Origin of the sequence: Pseudomonas helleri, from assembly GCF_009600315.1 — a bacterium.
In the GTDB taxonomy this organism is placed as follows: domain Bacteria; phylum Pseudomonadota; class Gammaproteobacteria; order Pseudomonadales; family Pseudomonadaceae; genus Aquipseudomonas; species Aquipseudomonas helleri_A.
In genome coordinates, this window is sequence record NZ_WIWC01000001.1 from 129,730 (window position 1) to 152,753 (window position 23,024).

The 23,024-nt window shown below is 55.5% G+C and carries 23 protein-coding genes; 10 read left to right on the plus strand and 13 right to left on the minus strand.

The features are described from left to right. Positions 1 to 69: 69 nt before the first annotated feature. Positions 70 to 321 carry an outer membrane lipoprotei OprI gene (gene oprI, locus GHN86_RS00630; RefSeq protein WP_003172710.1) on the minus strand — a complete coding sequence of 84 codons (252 nt, stop codon included), beginning with the start codon at positions 319 to 321 and terminating at the stop codon, positions 70 to 72. Positions 322 to 715: 394 nt separating this feature from the next. Here oprI and GHN86_RS00635 point away from each other — a divergent pair, with 394 nt between their 5' ends. After that, the gene (locus GHN86_RS00635; RefSeq protein ID WP_153377225.1) at positions 716 to 997 is read left to right on the plus strand and encodes a GNAT family N-acetyltransferase; all 282 of its coding nucleotides are present in this window, start codon (positions 716 to 718) and stop codon (positions 995 to 997) included. 61 nt (positions 998 to 1,058) lie between these two features. Here the strand turns inward: GHN86_RS00635 and GHN86_RS00640 are convergent, their stop codons facing one another. Together GHN86_RS00640 and GHN86_RS00645 are read right to left on the minus strand one after the other, a co-directional pair. Then, positions 1,059 to 2,135 carry a 3-deoxy-7-phosphoheptulonate synthase gene (locus GHN86_RS00640; protein ID WP_153377226.1) on the minus strand — a complete coding sequence of 359 codons (1,077 nt, stop codon included), beginning with the start codon at positions 2,133 to 2,135 and terminating at the stop codon, positions 1,059 to 1,061. 131 nt (positions 2,136 to 2,266) lie between these two features. Then, positions 2,267 to 2,710, minus strand: a complete 444-nt coding sequence (locus GHN86_RS00645) for a PilZ domain-containing protein (protein WP_153377227.1) — start codon at positions 2,708 to 2,710, stop codon at positions 2,267 to 2,269. Between GHN86_RS00645 and GHN86_RS00650 the strand changes: the two genes are divergently transcribed. From GHN86_RS00650 to cysB, 4 genes are all read left to right on the plus strand, one after another. Continuing rightward, on the plus strand, positions 2,709 to 3,095 hold the full coding sequence (locus GHN86_RS00650; RefSeq protein WP_194286166.1) for a thioredoxin family protein: 387 nt from the start codon (positions 2,709 to 2,711) through the stop codon (positions 3,093 to 3,095). The two genes, GHN86_RS00645 and GHN86_RS00650, sit on opposite strands and share 2 nt — an antisense overlap. A 24-nt stretch (positions 3,096 to 3,119) precedes the next feature. After that, positions 3,120 to 4,037, plus strand: coding sequence for a 5'-nucleotidase (locus tag GHN86_RS00655; RefSeq protein WP_153377229.1), 918 nt, complete (start codon positions 3,120 to 3,122; stop codon positions 4,035 to 4,037). A 94-nt stretch (positions 4,038 to 4,131) separates the two neighbouring features. Beyond that, positions 4,132 to 4,632, plus strand: a complete 501-nt coding sequence (locus GHN86_RS00660) for a universal stress protein (RefSeq protein ID WP_153377230.1) — start codon at positions 4,132 to 4,134, stop codon at positions 4,630 to 4,632. 114 nt (positions 4,633 to 4,746) lie between these two features. Beyond that, positions 4,747 to 5,721 carry an HTH-type transcriptional regulator CysB gene (gene cysB / locus GHN86_RS00665; protein ID WP_153377231.1) on the plus strand — a complete coding sequence of 325 codons (975 nt, stop codon included), beginning with the start codon at positions 4,747 to 4,749 and terminating at the stop codon, positions 5,719 to 5,721. A 106-nt stretch (positions 5,722 to 5,827) separates the two neighbouring features. Here cysB and GHN86_RS00670 read toward each other — a convergent pair whose 3' ends face one another. Together GHN86_RS00670 and GHN86_RS00675 are read right to left on the minus strand one after the other, a co-directional pair. Continuing rightward, positions 5,828 to 6,964 carry a catalase family protein gene (locus GHN86_RS00670; protein ID WP_153377232.1) on the minus strand — a complete coding sequence of 379 codons (1,137 nt, stop codon included), beginning with the start codon at positions 6,962 to 6,964 and terminating at the stop codon, positions 5,828 to 5,830. Between the two features lie 39 nt (positions 6,965 to 7,003). Then, a complete protein-coding gene (locus GHN86_RS00675; protein WP_323369942.1) occupies positions 7,004 to 8,818 on the minus strand; it encodes a di-heme-cytochrome C peroxidase in 1,815 nt (604 codons plus the stop codon). 267 nt (positions 8,819 to 9,085) lie between these two features. Between GHN86_RS00675 and GHN86_RS00680 the strand changes: the two genes are divergently transcribed. From GHN86_RS00680 to GHN86_RS00690, 3 genes are all read left to right on the plus strand, one after another. After that, the gene (locus GHN86_RS00680; protein ID WP_153377233.1) at positions 9,086 to 9,823 is read left to right on the plus strand and encodes an FKBP-type peptidyl-prolyl cis-trans isomerase; all 738 of its coding nucleotides are present in this window, start codon (positions 9,086 to 9,088) and stop codon (positions 9,821 to 9,823) included. 403 nt (positions 9,824 to 10,226) lie between these two features. Then, positions 10,227 to 10,589, plus strand: a complete 363-nt coding sequence (locus GHN86_RS00685) for a helix-turn-helix domain-containing protein (RefSeq protein WP_153377234.1) — start codon at positions 10,227 to 10,229, stop codon at positions 10,587 to 10,589. Then, positions 10,586 to 10,954: a hypothetical protein gene (locus GHN86_RS00690; protein WP_153385960.1), complete on the plus strand. Its 369-nt coding sequence runs from the start codon at positions 10,586 to 10,588 to the stop codon at positions 10,952 to 10,954. The genes GHN86_RS00685 and GHN86_RS00690 overlap by 4 nt, the downstream gene beginning before the upstream one ends. A gap of 95 nt (positions 10,955 to 11,049) precedes the next feature. Here the strand turns inward: GHN86_RS00690 and GHN86_RS00695 are convergent, their stop codons facing one another. Next, entirely contained in the window at positions 11,050 to 13,131 is a 2,082-nt protein-coding gene (locus GHN86_RS00695) for a carboxy terminal-processing peptidase (RefSeq protein WP_194286167.1), read from the minus strand. A gap of 139 nt (positions 13,132 to 13,270) precedes the next feature. Between GHN86_RS00695 and GHN86_RS00700 the strand changes: the two genes are divergently transcribed. Continuing rightward, positions 13,271 to 14,233, plus strand: a complete 963-nt coding sequence (locus GHN86_RS00700; RefSeq protein WP_323369121.1) for a zinc-binding dehydrogenase — start codon at positions 13,271 to 13,273, stop codon at positions 14,231 to 14,233. Between the two features lie 94 nt (positions 14,234 to 14,327). Here the strand turns inward: GHN86_RS00700 and GHN86_RS00705 are convergent, their stop codons facing one another. The 6 genes from GHN86_RS00705 to GHN86_RS00730 form a co-directional block, all read right to left on the minus strand. Next, a complete protein-coding gene (locus GHN86_RS00705) occupies positions 14,328 to 14,981 on the minus strand; it encodes an HAD family hydrolase (RefSeq protein ID WP_153377237.1) in 654 nt (217 codons plus the stop codon). A gap of 34 nt (positions 14,982 to 15,015) precedes the next feature. Further along, entirely contained in the window at positions 15,016 to 16,005 is a 990-nt protein-coding gene (locus GHN86_RS00710) for an ABC transporter ATP-binding protein (protein WP_153385962.1), read from the minus strand. After that, positions 16,002 to 16,802 carry an ABC transporter permease gene (locus GHN86_RS00715; protein ID WP_153377239.1) on the minus strand — a complete coding sequence of 267 codons (801 nt, stop codon included), beginning with the start codon at positions 16,800 to 16,802 and terminating at the stop codon, positions 16,002 to 16,004. Before GHN86_RS00715 ends, GHN86_RS00710 begins: the two co-directional genes overlap by 4 nt. Next, positions 16,789 to 17,625, minus strand: coding sequence for an ABC transporter permease (locus GHN86_RS00720; protein WP_153377240.1), 837 nt, complete (start codon positions 17,623 to 17,625; stop codon positions 16,789 to 16,791). The genes GHN86_RS00715 and GHN86_RS00720 overlap by 14 nt, the downstream gene beginning before the upstream one ends. Further along, positions 17,622 to 18,437, minus strand: coding sequence for an alkaline phosphatase family protein (locus GHN86_RS00725; RefSeq protein ID WP_153377241.1), 816 nt, complete (start codon positions 18,435 to 18,437; stop codon positions 17,622 to 17,624). The genes GHN86_RS00720 and GHN86_RS00725 overlap by 4 nt, the downstream gene beginning before the upstream one ends. A gap of 187 nt (positions 18,438 to 18,624) precedes the next feature. Then, positions 18,625 to 19,692 carry an ABC transporter substrate-binding protein gene (locus tag GHN86_RS00730; protein WP_153377242.1) on the minus strand — a complete coding sequence of 356 codons (1,068 nt, stop codon included), beginning with the start codon at positions 19,690 to 19,692 and terminating at the stop codon, positions 18,625 to 18,627. Positions 19,693 to 20,027: 335 nt separating this feature from the next. Between GHN86_RS00730 and GHN86_RS00735 the strand changes: the two genes are divergently transcribed. Next, a complete protein-coding gene (locus tag GHN86_RS00735; RefSeq protein WP_153377243.1) occupies positions 20,028 to 20,744 on the plus strand; it encodes a UTRA domain-containing protein in 717 nt (238 codons plus the stop codon). A gap of 51 nt (positions 20,745 to 20,795) precedes the next feature. On the opposite strand, the gene GHN86_RS00740 is transcribed toward GHN86_RS00735, so the two are convergent. Next, positions 20,796 to 22,955: a mechanosensitive ion channel family protein gene (locus GHN86_RS00740; protein WP_323369123.1), complete on the minus strand. Its 2,160-nt coding sequence runs from the start codon at positions 22,953 to 22,955 to the stop codon at positions 20,796 to 20,798. Positions 22,956 to 23,024 lie beyond the last annotated feature (69 nt).

The window sequence follows — 23,024 nt, forward strand, 5'->3', positions numbered from 1 at the left end:
TGCTTAGTTGCCGGCAATAAAAAAGCCGATCCATAAATGGATCGGCTTGGTAACAATCCCGAAGGACTATTACTTGCGGCTAGCTTTTTCAAGCATACGCAGAGCGCGCTCGTTAGCTTCGTCAGCAGTCTGTTGTGCTTTTTGAGCAGCAGCCAGAGCTTCATCAGCTTTACGGTAAGCTTCATCAGCACGAGCCTGGGAGCGAGCTGCTGCATCTTCAGTTGCAGTCAGACGGGCTTCAGTTTCTTTAGATACGCTGCTGCAACCGGTAGCCAGAACTGCGGCCAATGCCAGAGCAGAGAATTTCAGAACGTTGTTCATCGTGTTCCCCTTCAAGGACTTTCTAAATGAAGCTGCTCCTTCAAAGTGAGGAAACAGCCGGCGTACATACTACCCATTACTTGTAGTAAGTAAACTGACCTAGCGCAAGAACCAAAAAAAATATTTGGTAATCAACGCCTTTCGACTAGCGTTAACTGATTGTGCTTGAAAAACAGTCGCTTCAACATTGACCGAAGTCAAAAGCATGGCACCTTCACGTGACTTTAAGTGGGGGCGTTCGTCATAGCCTCAACCCGCGAAAAGCGTTATTGGCCCCGTATTTGCCTTGAACGCGGCTATTCTTAATTCGGTGTCGTGATGGCGTGGCAGTTCCCTCGGCCCAAAAACAACAGTAATGTAGAGGTCACGGTTCAAGACCCGCTAAGGAGCAATGATGAGCGAGGCGTTGTCTATCCACCATGACCAGGCAGGTCACCAGTTTGAGACCACTGTTGACGGTCATCGTGCTTACCTGACCTATATGGACCTGGGTAAGCAGACGCTGGATATCTACCGCACATTTGTACCCAATGCGTTGCGTGGGCGAGGTATCGCGGCCGCGTTGACTGAGCAGGCACTCGATTACGCCGACAAAATGGGCTACGAGGTAATCCCCTCGTGTTCTTACGTTGAGCGTTATATGGAGCGCCACAAGCGCGCCCAAGCGAAAACCTGAACCTGCAGTCGAAAAAAAACCGGGCGTGGCCCGGTTTTTTTGTGCCCGTGTAACCGGCCAATCAGCCGCGCGAACGCTTTGGCAGTACATCCTTGAGCTTGGCGTGCATGCTGCGCAGGGTGCTTTCGGTGCTCGCCCAGTCGATGCAAGCATCGGTGATCGAGACGCCGTATTGCAAGTCTTCCAGGTTTTTTGGGATAGGCTGGCAGCCCCAGTTCAGGTGGCTTTCTACCATCAGGCCGATAATCGATTCATTGCCTTCAACGATCTGGTTGGCGACGTTCTCCATTACCAGCGGTTGCAGGGCGGGGTCCTTGTTGGAGTTGGCGTGGCTGCAATCAACCATGATGTTCGGCAAGATTTTAGCTTTGTTCAGTGCTTGCTCACACAAGGCGACACTGACCGAGTCGTAGTTGGGCTTGCCATTGCCGCCACGCAATACCACGTGTCCGTAAGCATTGCCTTTGGTGGTGACAATCGACACGCCACCTTCCTGATTGATACCCAGGAAGCGATGCGGGCTGGAAACCGATTGCAACGCGTTGATCGCTACCGTCAGGCCGCCATCGGTGCCGTTCTTGAAACCGACTGCCGAGGACAAGCCGGAAGCCATTTCGCGGTGCGTTTGCGACTCGGTGGTGCGGGCGCCGATAGCCGACCAACTGATCAGATCTTGCAGGTATTGCGGAGAAATCGGATCAAGGGCTTCGGTGGCTGTTGGCAGGCCCATTTCAGCCAGATCCAGCAACAGTTGACGACCAATATGCAGGCCATCTTCAATTTTGAAGGAGTCATCCAGATACGGGTCGTTGATCAGGCCCTTCCAGCCGACGGTCGTGCGCGGTTTTTCAAAATAGACGCGCATCACCAGATAAAGCGTGTCGCTGACTTCAGCCGCCAGCACCTTGAGGCGCTCGGCATACTCGTGGGCAGCCTTGAGGTCGTGGATCGAGCAAGGCCCGATGACAACGAACAGTCGATGGTCTTTGCCATCCAGGATGTTGCGAATCACCTCACGCCCTTTGGTCACAGTCTGCAGCGCGGCCTCACTGAGAGGAATCTCGCGTTTGAGCTGTGCAGGGGTGATCAGGGTTTCGTTGGAGGCAACGTTTAAGTCGTCGATCGGTAAATCAGCCATCGTGTTACTCGTCAGGTCACGGGTGCCGGCCGCCAGCGATCCCCGTGCGGCGGAGCACAGCTTGATTGAGCGCATCGGGGAGCCGAACCTTAACGCGTTAACCGGTTATTCGACAATGGGCAGGCAGCGCTTTAATCCAGTAGCGGATGTGCAAGTGCTCGATCAAGGGTGGCCTGAGAGAACTCGACGGCATGATGACCGATCCATTCAAGCGCCAGTGTTTCGATATTTTCTGGGTTCTGGCTGTGTTGTTGAAGGCGGTAATAGTGTTCGATCTGACAGACTTGCTCACCCATTCGTGCGCCAAAGAGTGTCTGGTCATCTGTAAATGCAACGCCGATCCGATAGCCTTCGCAGCGTTTTTCGCACCATGCAATGTAGCCCGGGTAGCGGGCGTTTTCGCCAAGGGTCGGCATGCTGAGTTCTACAGCAGCACCGCGCCGCCAGCCTCTGTCGCTATTGCATGAAACGCCGGCAAGGCTGATAGAGTGCAGTTTGTGGCGCGAAAGGGCAGGTTGTTTGCGGGGTTTGATCTCAACAGGAATATCGTCTGGGTGAGGAAGGAAACGACCCATGTATGCACACTCCGAGTGCCAGCATTTCAATATTATTTTTCCAAGTATAGTGAGAGAAATGGAACTGACGGACTTTGATGCGGATCAGCGTCTGTTGACGCTGCCCGGTACCTCACTGGTGGTATTTACCAGCGTGGGTTGTGGCAGCTGTCGAACGGCACGAACCCAATTGCCCGACATGCAGTTGCCGGTCGATCAGGTGTGTTGGATTGATGCGGGGAACAACGGCGGTTTGGTCGAGCGCTATGAGATTTTTCATTTGCCGGCATTGTTTGTGGTGCATGACGGCGCATTTTACGGTGAGTTGAAGTCGCGTTTAAGTGAAGGCGAACTGGCGCACCATATCCGCCTTGCCTTGACGCGCGAGCCTGACGAGCTGCCTTGATACATCACACTCTGCGGGGGCGACATGAGTAAAGAATTAAAAGGCAGGCTGGTGCTGGCCATCTCATCTCGGGCGCTGTTCGATTTGAGCGACAGTCATCAGGTGTATCTGACGCAAGGAATCGAAGCCTATCGCCAGTATCAGATTGAGCACGAAGATGAAGTGCTGGAACCGGGCGATGCATTCGAGCTGGTGAAAAAACTCCTCAGTTTCAATGCAAGCCTTGGTCGCGAGCGAGTCGAAGTGGTGCTGGTGTCCCGCAACAGTGCCGACACCGGGTTGCGCGTATTCAATTCGATTCAACATTACGGGCTGGCCATTTCCCGTGCCGCCTTTTCCGGTGGCCGCAACCCTCACCCGTATTTGAATGCCTTTGCGTGCGACCTGTTTTTATCGACCCATGCTGAAGATGTACGCAGTGCCCTGGATGCCGGTTTTGCAGCGGCGACGATTCTATCGGGAGGAGCGCGGCGCGCCGAAAGTGCAGAACTGCGCATTGCTTTCGATGGTGACGCAGTGCTGTTTTCCGATGAGTCGGAACGTGTCTATCAGTCGGGAGGTCTTGAAGCGTTTCAATCTCTGGAGCGTGACTCGGCGCGCAGCCCTTTGCGTGGCGGTCCGTTTAAAGGCTTTCTGGAGGCCCTGAACCTGTTGCAGCGAGAGTTCCCGGTCGACACCTGTCCGATTCGCACGGCGCTGGTCACTGCGCGCTCCGCGCCTGCCCATGAACGGGTGATCCGTACCTTGCGCGATTGGGATATTCGTCTGGATGAGTCGCTGTTCCTGGGTGGACTGGATAAATCAGCATTTTTGGAGGCGTTTGCCGCCGACGTGTTTTTTGATGATCAGGCCGGTCATTGTGAGCGGGCGCGGCAGGTCGTTGCCACCGGCCATGTGCCCCACGGCATCAGTAACGAGACGCGCAGCCTGACCTCTGACTGAGCGTGACGTGTAAGTCATCGTGTGGGTCATCGTACTGGTGAGGGCGCTGCTAAGCTGATTGTGTCTCGGCCATTCTGGCATTCGGGGAGGCCGCATGATCCGCTCAATACTCTATGCCACTGACCTTGGGATATACGCGCCGGTCGTGATGCAACATGCATTGGGTATGGCCCGGGGCTTCAGCGCAGATTTGTATGTCATCCATGTGGTAGAGCCGATGGGGCTGTTCGCCGAATCTGTGCTGCAGAGCTACCTGGATGAACACTCACTCAATGAATTACAGCAGCAAGGTATGCATACCATGCTGCTGAATATCGAACAGCGGGTGCTGGACAGTTTTCGCGATGATTTGCTTGAGGGCGATCAGGAGCTTGCATTGATTCGTTCCGTCAAGGTTCTCCAGGGGGAGCCTGCGCAGGTCATTCTGGAGCAATCCTTAAAACTGGAAGTCGACCTGTTGGTGCTCGGCAGTCATTGCCAGCCGACGGGGCCTAACACTCACCTGGGGCGCACAGCCCTGCGGGTGCTCGAATTGGCGCAGATGCCTGTGTATATGGTGCCGCTGTTACATCGGCGGCGCCATTCAGAAAGGTGAGGCGCGGGGAATGGATAAAATGATAATAAAGTTCTAGATTTATTCTCTTGACCTTCCATATAGTTATATATCGCCGCCGATACCCTTGGCGTCAATCTGCTTTGAGGGATGCATATGAAGCTTCAACAATTGCGCTACATCTGGGAAGTGGCGCACCACGACCTCAACGTTTCAGCGACCGCGCAGAGCCTTTACACCTCACAGCCGGGTATCAGCAAACAGATTCGCCTGCTTGAAGACGAGTTGGGCGTCGAAGTGTTTGCCCGTAGCGGCAAACATCTGACTCGAGTGACACCTGCGGGGGAGCGGATTATCACCACGGCGGGTGAGATCTTGCGCAAAGTCGAGAGCATCAAACAAATTGCTCAAGAATTTTCCAACGAGAAAAAAGGCACGCTGTCGATTGCCACCACGCACACCCAGGCGCGCTATGCCTTGCCACCGGTGATCAGCAACTTCATTAAGCAATACCCGGATGTAGCCCTGCATATGCATCAGGGCTCACCCATGCAAATTGCCGAAATGGCAGCCGATGGCACCGTTGACTTCGCCATCGCTACGGAAGCTCTTGAACTGTTCGGCGACCTGGTGATGATGCCGTGCTATCGCTGGAATCGCTGTGTCGTGGTGCCGCAAGGTCACCCGTTGACCAAATTGCCCAAGCTGACCCTTGAAGCGCTGGCCGAATACCCGATCGTCACCTATGTATTCGGTTTTACCGGGCGTTCCAAGCTGGATGAAGCCTTCAGTCACCGCGGATTGACCCCAAAAGTGGTGTTTACCGCAGCTGACGCTGACGTGATTAAAACCTACGTGCGATTAGGACTGGGCGTTGGCATCGTGGCCAAGATGGCCGTCGACACCAATCTGGACAAAGACTTGGTGGTTTTGGACGCCAGTGAACTGTTTGAGTCGAGCGTTACCAAGATTGGCTTCCGCCGTGGCACCTTCTTGCGTGGATTCATGTGCGACTTTATCGAAAAGTTTGCGCCGCACCTGACCCGTGAAGTCATGGCCAAAGCGATTCAGTGCCATAACAAGCAAGAGCTTGAAGACCTGTTTGAAGGGGTTGAACTGCCGGTGCACTAAGGTGCATGTGGGTTTAACCAAGGCTTGCGTCAGCGTGATCACACATTGAACTGATCACGAGGGCGCAAGCCTTTTTTACGCGCCCCGAGTCTGGTTTAAATACCCATCATTGCTCAGCATTACGTGTATGGCGGTATTGACTGACACCGTCATACACGGCTTTGCGCAGTCGATTGATACCGCCAATCGGTCGATGCTCCTCAATCCCGTGCCAGGGATTAAAAGACAGGTTGTCACACGCCAAATTTTCGCGAGGGGTGTCGAAGTCCTGAGCCGGCACTTTGACTATGGCCACGGTTTCGAACGGCGCGTCTGACTCTTTCCACTCGATGCTGGTGTCTTCTATCGGCATAAAGCGATTGGCGTTTTGCCGCTGAATCTGCAACACGAAGCACGCCGGTACGCGATCCCTTGAGAGCTGCTGGTTCAATGCACTGCGCAAGAAGTTGGGCAGTGCTTCATTTTGTGCGGGCAGGGTGTAAGTGGGGCAGCTATCAGGGTCAGGGGCTACACGGTATTTAGCGTTGGCCGCACCAAACTTGTAGGGCGAGACCGAAAAGTAGGTGGTTTGGGTCGGACTCGCCGGGGCTGGCGCTAGGGTAGCCAAAGCGATAAACAGATGACGGATCTGCCAGCTGCGCGGGTCCCAGGTAGGAAAGAATGCCATCACTTTCTGGCCGTCAGCCTGCGCGCCGATGTTCTGGCGGTACTCGGCCACATCGCTGACGAAAAAGTTGGGATGGTTGAACATCACAAAGTCTTGTTCGTTACGACCTTGCTGACTCTGAATCAATTGGGTGCCCGGCACGTCCTGCAGTTTGATGGCCATGCCCCGCGCATCGCGCATGCTGTCGAATTGCGGGTAAGCATTGCCATTGGACAGGCGCATCACCGCCTGCCAGGTTTTACCCGGCTGTGCGAACACCCCTTGACGCAGAGCGGGGTCGAGATCGTCAAGCACCACCACCTCGGCTTTTACGCAGCCATGGGCCTTGGCATGGGCATCACGCAGGTAACGCGTGTTGTCGCGGTGCTGATCGACAATTTTGATCGCCGTCTGGAGGGTGTCCTGCGTCATGGCTGCTTCACCGGCGGGGACTTCTTCCTGCGTTGAAACCGGGCCGCGGTGTTGCCAGGCATACCAGCCAGTGGCAAGCGCCCAGCCGATCAGGCCCAGCGCAATCAGTATGAGTACAAGCTTGCCCAGCCAGGTGCCGAGACGAAGCCAGAGTTTAGTGAGCATCAATACTTCCTTTTATCGGGCACGATAAGGCGTGGCACTTCATAGAGGGGGCAACTGCTGTTCAAGCGGCCCGCCGAGCACCTTTAGGTACTCCAGCAATGCCCAGCGTTCTTCGGGTTGCAGCAGGCGGCCAATCACGCCATTACCCAGTGGCCCGGCGCGGAACTCGTGACCGCTGTTGTGGTTACCACTGATTCGCGTATCCAGCACAAAACCGCCATCAAACGCTTCGGTGCGATAACCCAGATGACGGGGGTCGTATTCAAAACTGCCGCGGTAAAAGGTTTCGTCCCGCTCGGATTGGGGTGAGAGCAGTTGATACAACGTAGGGACTGAGCCGTTGTGCAGGAAAGGTGCAGTCGCCCAGATCCCCTCCAAAGGGCGAGCCTTGTAGGCGCGCACCTCTTGAACCGCAATAGGCAAGCCATAGCCATTGAGACGTGCCTGCTCTTGCGGGTCGATCCCGGCCTGAACATACGCGTGCTTCTCAACAAAGGCGGTGATATAGGCAAGGCCTTTGGCTACTGACAGCGAATGCAGGTTCAGGGGTTCGTCGCTGGCCGGCACCAGATTGACATTGAGGTTGGCCAGTTCTGCCGGGTCCCATTGCAAGGCACTGACGTCATAACGGTTATCGGCAATGTTGTTCGCGCTGTTAGGGTCGGTGCCAATCACGGCCAAAGGAATGACTCGCAATTGCTGTACCAGTCGGCCGTCTTCGTCTTTGACGGGCGGCACGTGACACGCTGCGCAGTTCTGCGCAAAGAGTGCGCGGCCTTTTGCGGCCAGAGGGCGGTCAATCTGACCGAACAGTGCTTCTGGCCAAACCGGCGGTTTGAGCCGTTGCAAGGTTTCTTCGATGAGGTGCAAATCATGCACCCGAACGCTGGAAGGGTAGCGAGCGTCGCCTTGCAGCGGCTGGCCGTGGCTGTCGAAAAAGTTGAGGGTGGCACCCACTCCCAGCGCCTCACCTATATTGCGTGCCATCGGCTGTTTGGCTGACGCGTTCCATTGCACCCAGTCAAACGTCCACATGTCCCACAAGTGCGGGTAATCCACCGGAGCATTGGCGACGCGGTAGTTGTCCGGTGTGATGGCGTCACCAAAGCTGGCATTGGCGATGCGCCCGAATGCATCGGTCCGCCCGGGCCCTTCAAGGGTTGGGTACAGGCCGCGATGGGTATCGTTCCAGGCCACAGCGAGGAAATTATCCAGCGATACCTTGAACTCAGCGCGCAACTGTTTGTGCTGCTGTTCATAGTTGTCGCCCAGCACCGTGCGCGCAAAGCGCTCGAATTTCCACGGGTTGTAATAGGTGGCGGCCAGACTGGCCACCAATGCCTGGCCAAAGCTGCCGCCTTGCAACGTGGGAACACTGGACGGCAGCACATGCTGCGCAGGTGCGCCATCGACACGCAGCGCTTGGCCCTTATAGCGCAGCTCGCCGGTGTGGCAGGCGGCGCAGGTAATGTCCAGATACTCAATGTGGCTTCCGGGGTTTTGATGGCGGGTGAAACCCACGGGCAAATTGCCTGGATTGGTGGCGCTGGCTTTCTGTTGTGGTTCTACCAGAAAACCAAATCTGGCCAAGTAGTCCGGCGCTGCAAACGATTGTTCGGAGAACGGCAGTTCCAGGGCTGTGAACCAGTCATAGCGCAGGCCTTTAACTTGAGTCCCTTGAGGGGTGAAGTAATAAATCTGGCGGTCTACAGCACTCCACTGATCCAGGTAATGCAGCTGCTGTGGCGCAGAGTATTCAGGCAGTTTGGGGTGAACAGTGAAATAGAGGATCAGGCCAATGAGAGCCCCCAAAGCCACTAACAACATCAGCAAAACACGGTAAAACAAACGCACAGTAACGCTCCATGTAAGAATTTTTACAGTCTTATGCCCTAGGTTCTATCTGGCATCAAGTAGCCATGAGTCTCCTGTGCAAGAAGAGTGCTAGGCTTGACAGGTTGTCAGGTGTGTAAGCAAAAGTTGCTGTATTTATGAATTGTCTTTTAGGCATGAACTTATCTGTGCTTTGTCGCTCTCATGCCGGTAGCCATTGGTCGCGGCCGCCTGATAAGCTCGCGGCTTTATTCGATTGCCCATTTGGCGCATGAACAAGGAAATAGCATGAAACAGCATCGGTTGGCGGCAGCTGTTGCCCTGGTAAGTCTGGTACTGGCGGGTTGTGATTCGCAGACCAGCGTAGAGCTGAAAACCCCGGCGCAAAAAGCCTCTTACGGCATTGGCCTGAACATGGGTAAAAGCCTGGCTCAAGAAGGCATGGACGATCTGGACTCTAAAGCTGTTGCTCTGGGTATCGAAGATGCCGTTGGCAAGAAAGAGCAAAAACTTAAGGATGACGAACTGATCGAAGCTTTCGCAGCGCTGCAAAAGCGTGCTGAAGAGCGTTTGACCAAAATGAGCGAAGAAGCCTCTTCTGCAGGCAAAAAATTCCTCGAAGAAAATGCCAAGAAAGCCGGTGTAGTTACCACGGCTTCGGGCCTGCAATACGAAGTGATCAAAAAAGCTGATGGCCCTCAGCCTAAAGCGACTGACGTGGTGACCGTTCATTACGAAGGCAAACTGATCGATGGCAAGGTATTCGACAGCTCTGTAGAGCGTGGCAGCCCGATTGATCTGCCGGTTAGCGGCGTGATTCCGGGTTGGGTTGAAGGTTTGCAATTGATGCACGTTGGCGAGAAGTACAAGCTGTACATCCCTAGCGAGCTGGCCTATGGCGCGCAAAGCCCAAGCCCGGCGATCCCGGCCAACTCGGTGCTGGTATTCGATCTGGAGCTGCTGGGTATCAAAGACCCTGCAAAAGCTGAGCAAGACGCTGCTGCTCCAGAAGCTGCTGCCCAGTAAGTCGTTTTCGTACACCTGACGCCCCGTTTCGACGGGGCGTTTTCATATGTGCAGATTTTTTGAAACTTTTTTCTGACAGCCGGAGCGGGAGTGAATGCTCGGCACTTAGTGGTTGTTGACTGGCAAGTCAATGAATTTATGGGTTTTTTTATGTGTGTAAAAAATGCCCGATTTGAGCGCAGCCCTTGCAGAACGTGCCTTTCAGCCGTAAAAAACGGCTCTGTTCACAAGGTTATCCACAATTTGTGTGGATAACATTTACCCCTCATCCCACAGTTTTTTGCGTTTGCGCATGAAACTTGCGCTCCATAACAAAAACCCCAGAGACCTTGGCTGCTGATAGGATTAAGCTTCTAGGGAAAGTTCCGACTCAATTTTCTTAAAATTCTGACGGGGTTTAGGAATGGATCTGCAAGTTATCAAACGTAATGGCGAACCCGAATACGCGGTTTTGTCATGGGAAAGTTATCAGGCGTTGCTCAAAGCGGCAGGGATTCAGGATCTAAATCCTGCCAGCGAAGCGGTGCACGCCCCTGATGCCGAGCGATCAACATCTGATGAGCCTGCTCAGATGCCACCTGGGCTCGATCAGTTGCGGGGTTTGCGTGAAACCAAGGGTTTGGCCCTTGAAGCGCTGGCACGTACTGTAGGTATTAGCCCTTCTTATCTGGAAATGATCGAAACCGGTGAGCGTCTACCCGACCTTGCCATTCGTCGTAGCTTGGCCTGGGAGCTGGGTTTACCAGGCTGGAGGGAAGGAAAATGAACGTACGCATCAGTCGCCAACACTGGGATGGGTTACTGGCTGAGCTTGATCAGGCGCGTCGACAGCGCCACTTATTGACCTATCGAGCACTGCTGGAACGTTTGCAATTGCCCAGCCCGGCGATGCTCACGCTGACCGCTGCACTGGAGCATCTGGCTGCTATGGATGTTAAAGCTGATCAACCGTTGCGCAGTTCGCTGGTTATCAGTCAAGGCGCTAGCCGTTTGCCGCGTACCGGGTTTTTTGAGTGTGTAGAACGGCTCGGTCGTTTCTCGGGGCCACCTGATGGCGTTGCAGCTGCGTCGTGGCACGCGAGTGAAGTGGTTAGGGTGTTTGAGTTCGCTTACGAAACCGAGGAAGCCTGAGTGCTTCGGTGCCTTTAGCGTGCTGAAGGTGGGCAATGAAAAGGGCGGGCCGCATGATGCGGCCCGCCCTTTTTTACATCGCGATGCAGACTTTCTTACTTCTTGGCAACTTGTGAAGTGAGCTTGAGGTAGTCCAGCAGAATGCGTCCGGTCTCACTCAAGTAGGCGTCATCTTCCGGTTTGGTTTTTTCAGGTTCAACCGGCAGTGCATCTTCGTCTTCTTTTTTCATTTCCTTGAGCGGCGCCTCGCCCTTGGCCTGACGGCGGGCGTTTTCCATCACCAACTGTTTGGCGTCAATGTCAGCATGTTGCGCGCGACGCTCGGCTTCGTTCAGGCTGACCGTTTTTTCGGCCATCAATTTCTCGGCCAGAGCCAGCTTGTCGCGGATAAAGATGAACTCGGCATCTTTGGCCACGCGTGCATCGTGCTCAGCTTTGAGTTGATTGATAAACGGCTTGAACGGATCAGCCGCAGGCTTTATCGCAGGGCGAATGGTGTCCCACGGCATGGCTTCGGGCAGCGCACTTTCGCCGATTTCCTTGGTGTCGATAATCGACGGGAAGGCGACGTCAGGCAAAACGCCCTGATGCTGGGTGCTCTGACCGGAAACCCGGTAGAACTTGGCCAGCGTCAGTTTCAGCTCACCATGGTTCAGGGGCTGAATGGTTTGCACCGTCCCTTTGCCGAACGTCTGGCCGCCGATAATCAATGCGCGGTGGTAATCCTGCATAGCGCCGGCAAAAATTTCCGAAGCCGAGGCCGACAAACGATTGACCAGCAATGCCATAGGGCCTTTGTAGAACGCCCCCGGATTTTCATCTTCAAGCACATCGACTTTGCCGTCTGCATTACGCACCAGCACGGTCGGGCCCTTGTCGATAAACAGACTGGTCAACTCGGTCGCTTCTTGCAGCGAGCCGCCACCGTTGTTGCGCAGATCGATAATGACGCCATCGACTTTTTCTTTCTGCAACTCGGTCAGCAGTTTTTTAACGTCACGGGTGGTGCTCTTGTAGTTCGGGTCGCCAGCACGGAACGCTTTGAAGTCCAGATAGAACGCCGGAATTTCAATCACACCCAGTTTGTAGTTCTTACCATCCTGCTTGAGGTTCAGGATCGACTTTTTCGCCGCCTGCTCTTCAAGCTTCACCGCTTCGCGGGTGATGGACACGATCTTGCTGGTCTGGTCATTCGGCGCATTGCTCGCCGGAATGACTTCCAGGCGCACCACAGAGCCTTTAGGCCCGCGAATCAGTTTGACCACTTCGTCCAAACGCCAACCGATGACGTCCACCATCTCTTTGTCGCCTTGGGCAACGCCGATGATCTTGTCCGCCGGGGCGACTTGTTTGGTCTTGTCGGCTGGGCCGGCAGGTACCAGACGCACAACCTTGACCTGGTCGTTATCGCTCTGCAACACAGCGCCAATGCCTTCCAGCGACAGGCTCATGTTGATGTCAAAGTTCTCCGCGCTGTCTGGCGACAGGTAGTTGGTGTGCGGGTCGTAAGACATGGCGAAGGTGTTGATGTAGGCCTGGAAAATATCTTCGCTGCGGGTTTGATCAAGACGCGACAACTGGTTCTTGTAGCGCTTGGTCAGCAGCTCCTGAATTTTTGCAGGCTCTTTGCCAGCGATTTTCAGGCGCAGCACTTCATCTTTAATACGCTTGCGCCACAGATCGTTGAGTTGGGCTTCATTGGTTAGCCATGGAGCGTCCTTGCGGTCGATCTCCAGAGTTTCCTTGGCCGTGAAGTCGAACGAATCAACGCCTTTGTTCAACTCGGCAAGGGCAAAGTCCAGGCGCGATTTGACGCGATCCAGATAGCGCTTGTAGATGATGAAGCCGGGGTTGAGATCGCCGCTTTTGAGGAAGTCGTCAAACTGGAATTTCCATTTGTCGAATTCGGCAATGTCGCTGGCCAGGAAGTAGCTGCGCGATGGATCGAGCAGTTTCAAGTAGCTGTCATAGATGATGGCAGAGCGCGCGTCATCCAGTGGGGGCTTGGTGTAATGATGGCGCTTGAGCAGCTCAACGACGTTAAGACTGGCAATCACCTCATCACGATCGGGCTGAAGGTTATCCCAACTGTTAGCGGCGAACGAATTGGCCGAAAACGGCAAAACGCCAAGGCCAATGAAGAGGGCAAGTGCGGTGCTAGGGAATAAATGCTTCATGCTGATTCGACGCGGGGGCAATTGATAACGCATATTAGGCCGTCTTTGAAGTCGCCGGTTCCATCAAGGACCGGTCGCATAATGCAAAAAGCCCGGTGCTTCAGCGCCGGGCTCAGTCCAGACTCACTATGGAGGCACTGTGAAAGCATTGCAAGGCGTTGAAGGTCTAGTGAAGTGGGTTGAAGAGCCAAGCCCCACTTGTGATGTAGGCCAAATTCGGATTCGTGTGGCGGCTGCCGGCCTGAATAGGGCCGACTTATTACAAAGTGCGGGCCTGTATCCGCCCCCGCCAGGCGCCAGTCAAATGCTGGGCCTGGAGTGCTCGGGGATTGTGAGTGAGGTAGGCCCTGGCTCGTCCTGGCAAGTCGGTGACCGGGTTTGCGCACTGTTGGCAGGGGGTGGCATGGCCGAGGAGGTGGTGGTCGATGGCCGTCACGCGTTGCCAGTGCCTGACGGATTGTCGTTGCTTGAAGCGGCGGCACTGCCCGAGGTGTACAGCACCGCATGGTTGAACCTGTTTCAATTGGCCGGTCTTAAGCCCGGCGAAAAAGTCTTGCTGCATGCCGGGGCCAGTGGTGTGGGTTCAGCCGCCATTCAGTTGTGCAAGGCCTTTGGCAGTCCGTGCTGGGTGAGCGTTGGCTCGGCCGAGCGTTTGGCTTACTGCGAAGCGCTGGGGGCTCAGGGCGGGGTGATCCGCACTGACGGCCTTGACAGTCTCAAGGCGTTGGGCCCGTTTGATGTGGTGCTCGACCCGGTGGGTGCCAACTATGCCGAGTCCAACCTCAAGTTGTTGGCATTGGATGGCCGTTGGGTATTGATCGGCTTGATGGGCGGGCGTAAGGCCGAGCTGGATCTGGCCTTGGTGCTGGGTAAGCGGATTCAGCTTCTGGGCTCGACACTGCGCAGCCGCAGTGATCAGTTCAAGGCTGATCTGTTGAGTGATCTGGGCCAGCAGGTATGGCCGTTGTTCAGCGATGGCAGATTAAGCCCGCAATTGGCCAAGACTTTCCCGATTGAGCAGGCTCAGGAAGCCTTTGCCGAACTGGCCAGCAATCAGGTGTCGGGCAAGCTGGTGCTGGTGATTGATGCGGCTGTGGTTTAAATCTCACTCTGCTGGCGTGTAGCGAGGTTCGCTTAAGACGCGTATCAGCGCCCTCTCCCTGGGGAGAGGGTTGGGGTGAGGGTGATACGGGCCCTTACTTCCAATGATGAATCGGCCACCCGGCCTGTACGGCGTGTTCTCGCAACACCGGGTCCGGGTTGACCACATGCGGGTGGTCCACTTTCAGCAACAAGGGCAAGTCATTGCGTGAGTCGGAGTAAAAACTCGCCCCTTCAAGATTCTCTTCCTCAGCATCGAGCCATTCGAGCAGGCGGGTGATCTTGCCTTCTCGGTAGGTCAAGGTGCCCACGGTGTTGCCGGTGTATACGCCGTGTTTGACTTCCAGCTCAATCCCCAGCACTTCATCGATGCCCAAACGTTCGGCAATCGGCTTGACCAGATAAGTCGCCGATGCCGAGATCACCAGAATCCGGTCTCCCGCTTTGCGGTGTTCAGCGACAGTTTTGCAGGCATCGCTGAATATTATTGGTTCGATGTAATCCTCGACCCAAGGGCCCACCAGATGCTCGACCTCTTCTGGCGTGCGGCCGATCAAGGGTTCAAGGCTAAAGGCCATGTAGTCTTCCATTCTCAGCTCGCCCAAGCTGTACGCGTGCATCAATTCGTTGTTGCGCTTCATGAATGATTCGGGATCTACCCACCCCAGCCGGCCCATTTGCTCGCTCCACAAGGTGGCGCAATCACCGTGAATCAAGGTTTCATCCAGATCAAAAATAGCCAGGGCCATCAGTGCAACTCCCTTCTCAACGATTTCAAAAGCATCAGGCCACCTCGCACAGTGTGCTGCTATCGATGGACAGCGCCACCCGTTTGCCATCCGGGTACAAATCTGCCGCAGAGCGGTTAAGCACGTCAACCAGCAGTTCTACCCCGCGCACGTCGACGCGATATCGAATCACGTTACCCAGCAAGCTGTGACTCAGAATCAGCGCGTCAGGTTCACCTTGCAGGCTCAGCCCCAGTGTTTCAGGGCGAATAGCAACCCGGCTGCAGATTGGGCGCTGCAGCAAGCGACTGGCGCTCTCGGCGTCCAACAGGTTGTAGTTGCCGATAAAACCTGCTGCAAAGGCATCCACCGGGGTGGCGTAGAGGCTTTGCGCATTGCCGCTCTGTACGATGCGACCCTGATTCATGAGAAAAATACGGTCGCTCATGACCAGTGCTTCTTCCTGGTCATGGGTGACGAAGATGGTCGTCAAACCCAGTTCGCGCTGAATGGTACGGATCTGTTCACGCAAATGTTTGCGAATACGGGCATCCAGTGCCGACAGCGGTTCATCCAGCAGCAGCAAGCGCGGTCGCGTCACCAGCGAGCGAGCCAACGCAACACGTTGGCATTGGCCGCCTGACAGTTGGTGCGGGTAACGTTTGGCAAAGTCGTTCAGCTCCACCAGTTGCAGCACGTCGGCGACGCGTTTTTGGCTCTCGGTGCTGCTGACTTTTTGCATGCGCAGGCCGAACGCCACGTTTTGCTCGACGTTCATATTGGGAAACAGCGCATAGCTCTGAAACACCATGCCAATGTCGCGCTTTTGCGGGCTCAGCGGAACAATGTCCTGACCATCGAGCAGGATTTTCCCGGCATCTACCGGAGTGAGTCCGGCGATACAGCGCAACAGGGTTGACTTGCCACACCCCGAGGGGCCCAGCAGGGTGACAAATTCACCTTTGCTGATGGTGAAGTTGATATCGCTGAACATCGGGGTCGCCGAGTAGGTTTTTTGCAGATGTTCGACGCTGACGAAGCTCATTGGCTTTTGTCCTTGTTCAGGAAGGTGGCAACCCAAGTCAGCACCAGTACAAAGAGGAAGTATGAGATCACCAGAGCACTGGTGAAATGGCCGCTGCTGTTGCGCATATTGTTGAGGAACACCTGCAAGGTTTCATAGCGGGTGCCCACCAGAATATTGGCGAATACAAATTCGCCGAACAGGAACGAAAACGACAGTAAAAGTGCCACCAACAAGCCTTTGCGCAGGTTCGGCAAGACCACCAGGAACGCAGCTTGCCAGGTGCTGGCGCCGAGTAATTGGGCGGCGTCCATCAGGTCGCGCAGGTGAATGGCTTGCAGGTTGTTGGTGATGGCGCGGTACATGAAGGGCAGGGCGATGGTGAAGTAGCAGCCGATCAGGATCCAGGGTGTGCCGACCATTGCCATTGGCCCGGAGCCATAGAGTTGCAGCAGACCGACCGACGATACCACCGGCGGTACGGCGAACGGCAACAGGATCAGAATGTTCATCAGCGCGTCGAGTTTGGGGAAGTGGTAATGGACCACAAACAACAACGGCAAAATCAGGATCACCGACAGGATCAGGGCGGCGATGCAGACCAGCAGTGAACGCGCGAACGCGTTGAGAAAGCGCGGATCGCTCCACAACTGGCTGTACCACTTGAAACTGAATCCACTGGGCAGAATGGTCGCCGACCAACTGCTGGAGATTGAATAAATCAGCGTGCCAAGTAACGGCAATAACAAAATGAGGAACAACAGGTAGACCACGCTGCGGTGGTAAACGCTGGCAGTTGAGGCTTCAGCGCGCGACATGGTAGCTCCTCTTTAACAGCCATTGATGCACCAGCGTGACCAGTGTCATCAAGCCCACCAGAATCACGGCAAGGGCGCTGGCCATGTTCGGATCAAGGCTGATGTCGCCCGACACCATGGCGGCAATACGAATCGGCAGCACGTTGAAGTTGCCGGTGGTCAGGGCATACACCGTCGCGTAAGCGCCCAGGGCATTGGCCAGCAGAATCACAAAGGTACCCAACAACGCCGGGGTCAGGACGGGCAACCCGATATGTCGCCAAAATTGCCAACTGCTTGCACCCAGCAACGAGGCGGACTCACGCCAGTCTTCACGCAGGGCGTCGAACGCCGGGTAAAGCAGCAGTACGCCGAGCGGGATCTGAAAGTAGGTGTACAGAATGATCAGGCCGGTTTTCGAGTACAGGTTGAAATCTTCGATGATCCCCGCCTGTTTGAGCATGATCGTGATGCTGCCGTTAAAGCCCAGCAGGATGATGAACGCGAACGCCAGCGGTACGCCCGAGAAGTTGCTGGTCATATTGGCGAACGCGTTGACGAAGTTGCGCAGCCGCGAATCCACTTTGTGCAGCGAATAACTGCCCAGCACCGCAATCACAATGCCGAATGCACTCGACCAAAAGCTGATCTCAAGGCTGTGCTGAATGGCTTGCAGGTAAAATTTCGAGCTGAAAATCTTACTGAAGTTAGCCATCCCCCAGCCGCTTTCTTCAGATTGCACGCTGTGAATCAGTACCCACACCAGCGGGGCGATCTGGAACACGATGAACACCACGGCAAAAGGCACCAGACACAGTAACGCCAGCCATTTTCCGCGGGTCATGGTGCGGGCCTCAACAGATCCCGGCACAGGGGTTTGTCGTGTGTAACGCCGAGCAGTTCGCAGATGGTGCCGCACAGTTCGGTCTGTTTAGGCCGCGCATCGGGGTTCAAGCTGAACGCATCACCCAACACAAACAACGGCACTTCGCGCTCTTCAGGCAGCAAACCGTTGTGCGAGCGGTCGTTGTTCATGCCGTGGTCAGCGGTGATCAGCACTTGATACCCGGCTTGCAGCCAGCCTTGCAGGTAGTCCGCCAATATGATGTCGGCTGAGCGGGCGCTGTTGCGGTATGGCGCGGAGTCCAGCCCATGTTTGTGGCCGGCATCGTCGATATTCATGGGGTGAACCAACAAAAAGTTCGGGGCGTGTTTGACGCGCAGGCTTTCGGCGTCTGCCAGCAGGTGCGAGTCGGGGTAGTGATCGCTCCAGTAAAAGTGCCCGTACTGGATCGGCAGTTCGCAGTCTTGCGTGTGGCGGTCACGTGCGGCGATAAAGGGCGTGCGGTTATACAGTTCGCTCATCCAGTGATAGGCCGCCGCCGCCGTGCTCAGACCCGCCTCGCGGGCGTAATGGAACACGCTGCGCTGGTGGGAAAGGCGCGACACATTGTTGTGCACGATACCGCTTTCAATGGGCGGCACGCCGGTGAGGATGCACTCATAGAGCGGGCGTGACAGAGCGGGTAGTTCGCAGTCGAGCTTATACAGTGCAGCACGTTCAGCGCCGACGTATGCCTGCAAATGGCCCATGGCATGACTGGCAACGGTGTAATTCAGCCCGTCAAGAACGACAAGAATGACGTTGTGTTTCATGTGCGACGACTCCGCGAAGAAACTGGATATGGCGCGCCTACCCTGTAGCAGCTGCCGCAGGCTGCGTCCGATTGCGCAGCGATCGTAGACCCATTCAACACGATTCAACTGATATGACTCAGTGGATGACTCTACGACGGCCAAGCCGCCGGACGCCGCCTGCGGCAGCTGCTACGGGATCAGTCGTTTATTGCATATTGATAATGACTTCTTCCTGCCAGAGTTGCGGCAGCTCCTTGGAAGTCTTTTCCCACGCAGCGGCGTCTTTGATGGGTGTCACATTTTTATACTGCTCGTTCGGCAGCAGCTTGGCTTGAACTTCAGGCGGCAGCTTCAAGTGCTCTGCGCGAATAGGTCGGGCGTTGCCGTTGGCCAGGTTGGTCTGACCAGCATCGCTGAAGATAAACTCGCGGGTCAGCTTGGCAGCGTTCGGGTGTTTGGCGTACTTGTTGATGATGGTGGTGTAACCCGAGATCACGGTGCCATCGGACGGGATCAGCACTACATAATCATCCGGATTGGCCATCTTGGCTTTGTAGCTCAGGCCATTGAAGTCCCAAACAACGCCGACTTCGACTTCACCTTTTTCCATGGTGGCGATGGTTGGGTTGGCCAGAGAAATGCGCCCTTGCTTGGCCAGATCGGCAAACATCAGCAGCGCAGGCTGAATGTTCGACTCATTGCCGCCGTTGGCAATCGCCGCTGCCAGCACGCCGTTGGAGGCTTGTGCGGCGGTGCTCACATCGCCGATGGAGACCTTGTATTTGCCCGTCTTCAAGTCCGCCCATTTAGTGGGGACTTCAGAACCGCGCAGCAGCTTTTTATTGACGATAAAGGCAATGGTGCCGGTGTAAGCCAGTGCCCAGTTGCCGTCCTTGTCCTTGGCCCATTCGGGGATTTGATCCCAAGTCGTCGGTTTGTAAGGTTGAGTCACCCCCTTGGCCACCGCTATAGGGCCGAACGCAGCGCCGACGTCACCGATATCGGCGCTGGCGTTATCTTTCTCGGCTGCGAACTTGGCCACCTCCTGAGCCGAGCTCATGTCGGTGTCCATGTGTTTGAGGCCGTAATTTTTTTCAAGATCAGCCCAGGTCGCTTTCCAGTTGGCCCAGTCATCGGGCATGCCGACACTGTTCACTGCACCTTCAGCTTTAGCCGCAGCTTCTAGCGCTTTCAAGTCAACGTCGGCGGCCATGGCCGAGGTGCAAAGGGCGATGCTAGTGCCTAACAGTGATGCCAGGAAAAACTGTTTCATCCGTAGCTCCTTGGGCGTTTTCAACGCTGGATTTTATTGATCTTTCGCGGTGGTTTGGTCTAGGTCAGCAATACCTGAGCCAATTTAAGCGCGGCTCATGACACTTTAATGTCGGCATCCATTGTGCAAGCCCTGTTATCCGGCTGACACGCAGCCTGGGCTAAGCGTAGACCATGCTCAAAGCCCCGCGGAGCATGGCTATACGGCACAGCACAGGTATTAGTGTCACGGAACAGTCATGTGCATTGCCTAGGCTGAGTGACAGATGAATTGATGATTCTGCAGGCCGAGCCTGCTCACATATGGTGCTGGACTAGTCCAGATAGGTAACAGTGATGCGAGAAGGTGCGCCCAAAGCGGTGACAGCGATCAGTCGCACGCTGCAAGAGCAGATTGAGCGGGGATTGCTGGCGTGTGGCAGCCAGTTGCCGGCGGAACGCAAGCTGAGTGAGTTATTTGCCACGACGCGTGTGACGTTGCGAGAGGCCTTGTTGCAGCTTGAATCCGAGGGTTTGGTGTATCGCGAAGACCGGCGCGGCTGGTTTGTTTCGCCGCCACGCTTGGCTTACAACCTGATGCAGCGCAGTCACTTTCACGCCATGGTCAGTGCTCAGGGGCGGGTGCCCAGCACTGAGGTGATTTCAGCCCGTTTGCAACCAGCCTCGGCGGCGGTGTGTGAGCGATTACAGTTGCCTGCACTGTCCAGCGTGATCCAGATTTGTAGAGGGCGGCGCATTGACGGGCGACTGGTGTTGTACGTCGAGCATTATCTGAACCCGCAATATTTTCCGCAGATACTGGGGTTTGATCTCACACAATCAATTACCGAGCTATACGCCCGGCATTATGATTTGCACTACGGTAGAGTGCGTTTTGAGATTGTGCCGACGGCCTTACCTTTCCAGGCAGCGGTAACCTTGAAGGTCTCGACGGGTAGCCCCGGCTTGAGAATTTCGCGGATCAATTACGACCAGCACGATCGGTTAATTGACTGTGATCTGGAGTATTGGCGACATGACGCGATTCATGTCGCAGTGGATGTTCCAACCTGATTTCGTAGCAGTTGCCGCAGCCTGCGGCAGCTATCAGGTAAAGGCGCATCGTCACTCTTTCTGCAATACGCCGCTTCCCGCCGTGATCACTTGCACGCTCAAGCGGGGCGTCGCCAGATCCAGTCCGGCTTCGTCCAGATGGCGTTTGAGCGACAGATTGAACGCCCGCGACACTTCCCATTGCTTGATCGGTGCAGTCTTGAAGCGAGCGCGCAATATCGCGCTGCCGGACTCGAAACTCTCTACACCCTGAATCTCCAGCGGTGACCAGATGTTGCGACGTTGCAGCGGATCGCCGCGCATCTTCTGCCCCACATCACGCATCAGTTTGATCGCGTCGTCGATTTCCATGTTGTACGGGATGGCCACACGAAAGATCGCGTAGCCGAATTCGCGAGAGTAGTTCTTGATGCTTTTGATTTCGCTGAACGGGATGGTGTGCACAATGCCGTCGATGTCTCGCAGGCGCACCGTGCGAATGGTCAAGCCTTCTACGGTCCCCAAATGGCCACCTACATCCACGTAATCGTCGATCGCCAGTGAGTCCTCAATGATGATGAACAGGCCGGTGATCAGATCCGCCACCAAAGATTGCGCACCGAAACCAATGGCCAGACCGATCACGCCTGCACCTGCCAGCAGCGGCGTGACGTTCATGCCCATATTGGCCAAGGCGACGATCAGGGCAATGATGAAAATGGCCGCAAACAAGACGTTACGGATCAGCGGCATCATGGTTTGCGCGCGAGCATTGGCCAGGCCTTTACGCGAGCGGGTCAATGCATGGTGGATGGCAGTATCGGAAATAATCCAGATAAACCAGGCAAACAATAAGGTGCCGGCGAGCCCAAACAGTTTGACGCTGATCTCATGGCCGTCGCCCTCGGTAAAGCTGATCAGTGACATGCCCCACACGCGCAGCCCCAACTCGATAAACACCAGCCACACCACCATATGAATCAAGGTGTAGACAAAGCTTTTCAGGCGTTCGGAATAGAGGGCGTGACGTTTATGGCCGCGCTGGGGTTTTTGCGCATGGCGCCGCACCAGTCCGTTGATCACCATGCACAGCACAACCAATACGGTGCAGATCAACGACTGACGCAACGCGGTGCTGCTGTCGCCCGCCGAGATAAAGGTCGCGGCCAGAGAAATAGCCACCAGAATCAAGGCCGCCACATACCAGTAAGTGCCCAGAATCTCGATGCTCTCGCTCAGAGCTCGTCGGGTGAGGCGGCGGGACAAGGGTTGGTTGCGGATCAGGTGGGCGATGGGGCGGCGGAACCGGATGATGAACAACCCGGCAGACAGCGCTGCCATCACATTGGCGAACGTCGCTGCGGTGTGCGCCAGATGCACGCCAAGGGTAGCAACCAGTCGAGGGTCGCTCAGTGCCTGGCCAAACGCAGCAAAACTGCCAATCCACCATAAAGGGCGAAAGGCCTGATGCCGCAGGATATGCAACGCGCGATGGCGATGGGGGCCGTCAAGCAGCGAAAAAGCGATGACACAGATGGCCGAGAAGCAGGTACCAATCACCAGCGCATAGGCCAGCACCATCGCCAGGTCTTTACCCAGCGATGAGGGCAGCGCGTAGCTCCCGTAAACCGTGATGACCAATGCCACCAGCCAGGGCCCCAATTTGCGCAAGGCAAACCGCAGCATGTCGACGGCCTTGGGGTGTTGCGGCAGCTCTTCGCTTAGCCCAAAGCGCAAGCGCACACGATGACTGACCCAGATCAACAGCGCTGCCAGCAGACTCCAGACCATAATGATCAGGGCAAAAGCGAAAATGATCGGCAGCCATTGATTGGCCGGCAACATAAGTTGCGTGAGCTCTTCCTTGGCCTGACTGATTTCCTTGGACCAACGATAGGTGGGGCTGTCAGTCCCTGAAAACTGTTTTTCGAGGTCTGAGAGGGTGCTGCCGATCAGACCCAAAACGCCGATTTCAGCTTCAGGTTGGGCTTGCTTGGTAGCGTCGCGAAGCTTTTTCAGGTCAGCCAGTAATTTACTGCGCTGTTGATCGTTTTCGAGGTTTTTGATCACCTCGTCCAGTGACTGGCCCAAGGGTTCGGTCGGTTGCGACTGGGTCTTGTCTGACCCGCCAAGCATGCCGGTAATCCCAACGGCCTGAGCCGATGTCAGTGGCAGCAGGGTCAGCAGGCAGGCAAACAAGAGAACGGGCAAGGTAAAAAGACGAAAAAACACTGGGCGATCAACCTCGAAGGGTGCGAATTGACCGAGTGTACGCTAGGGCCCGCAATCATTCATTTCTTG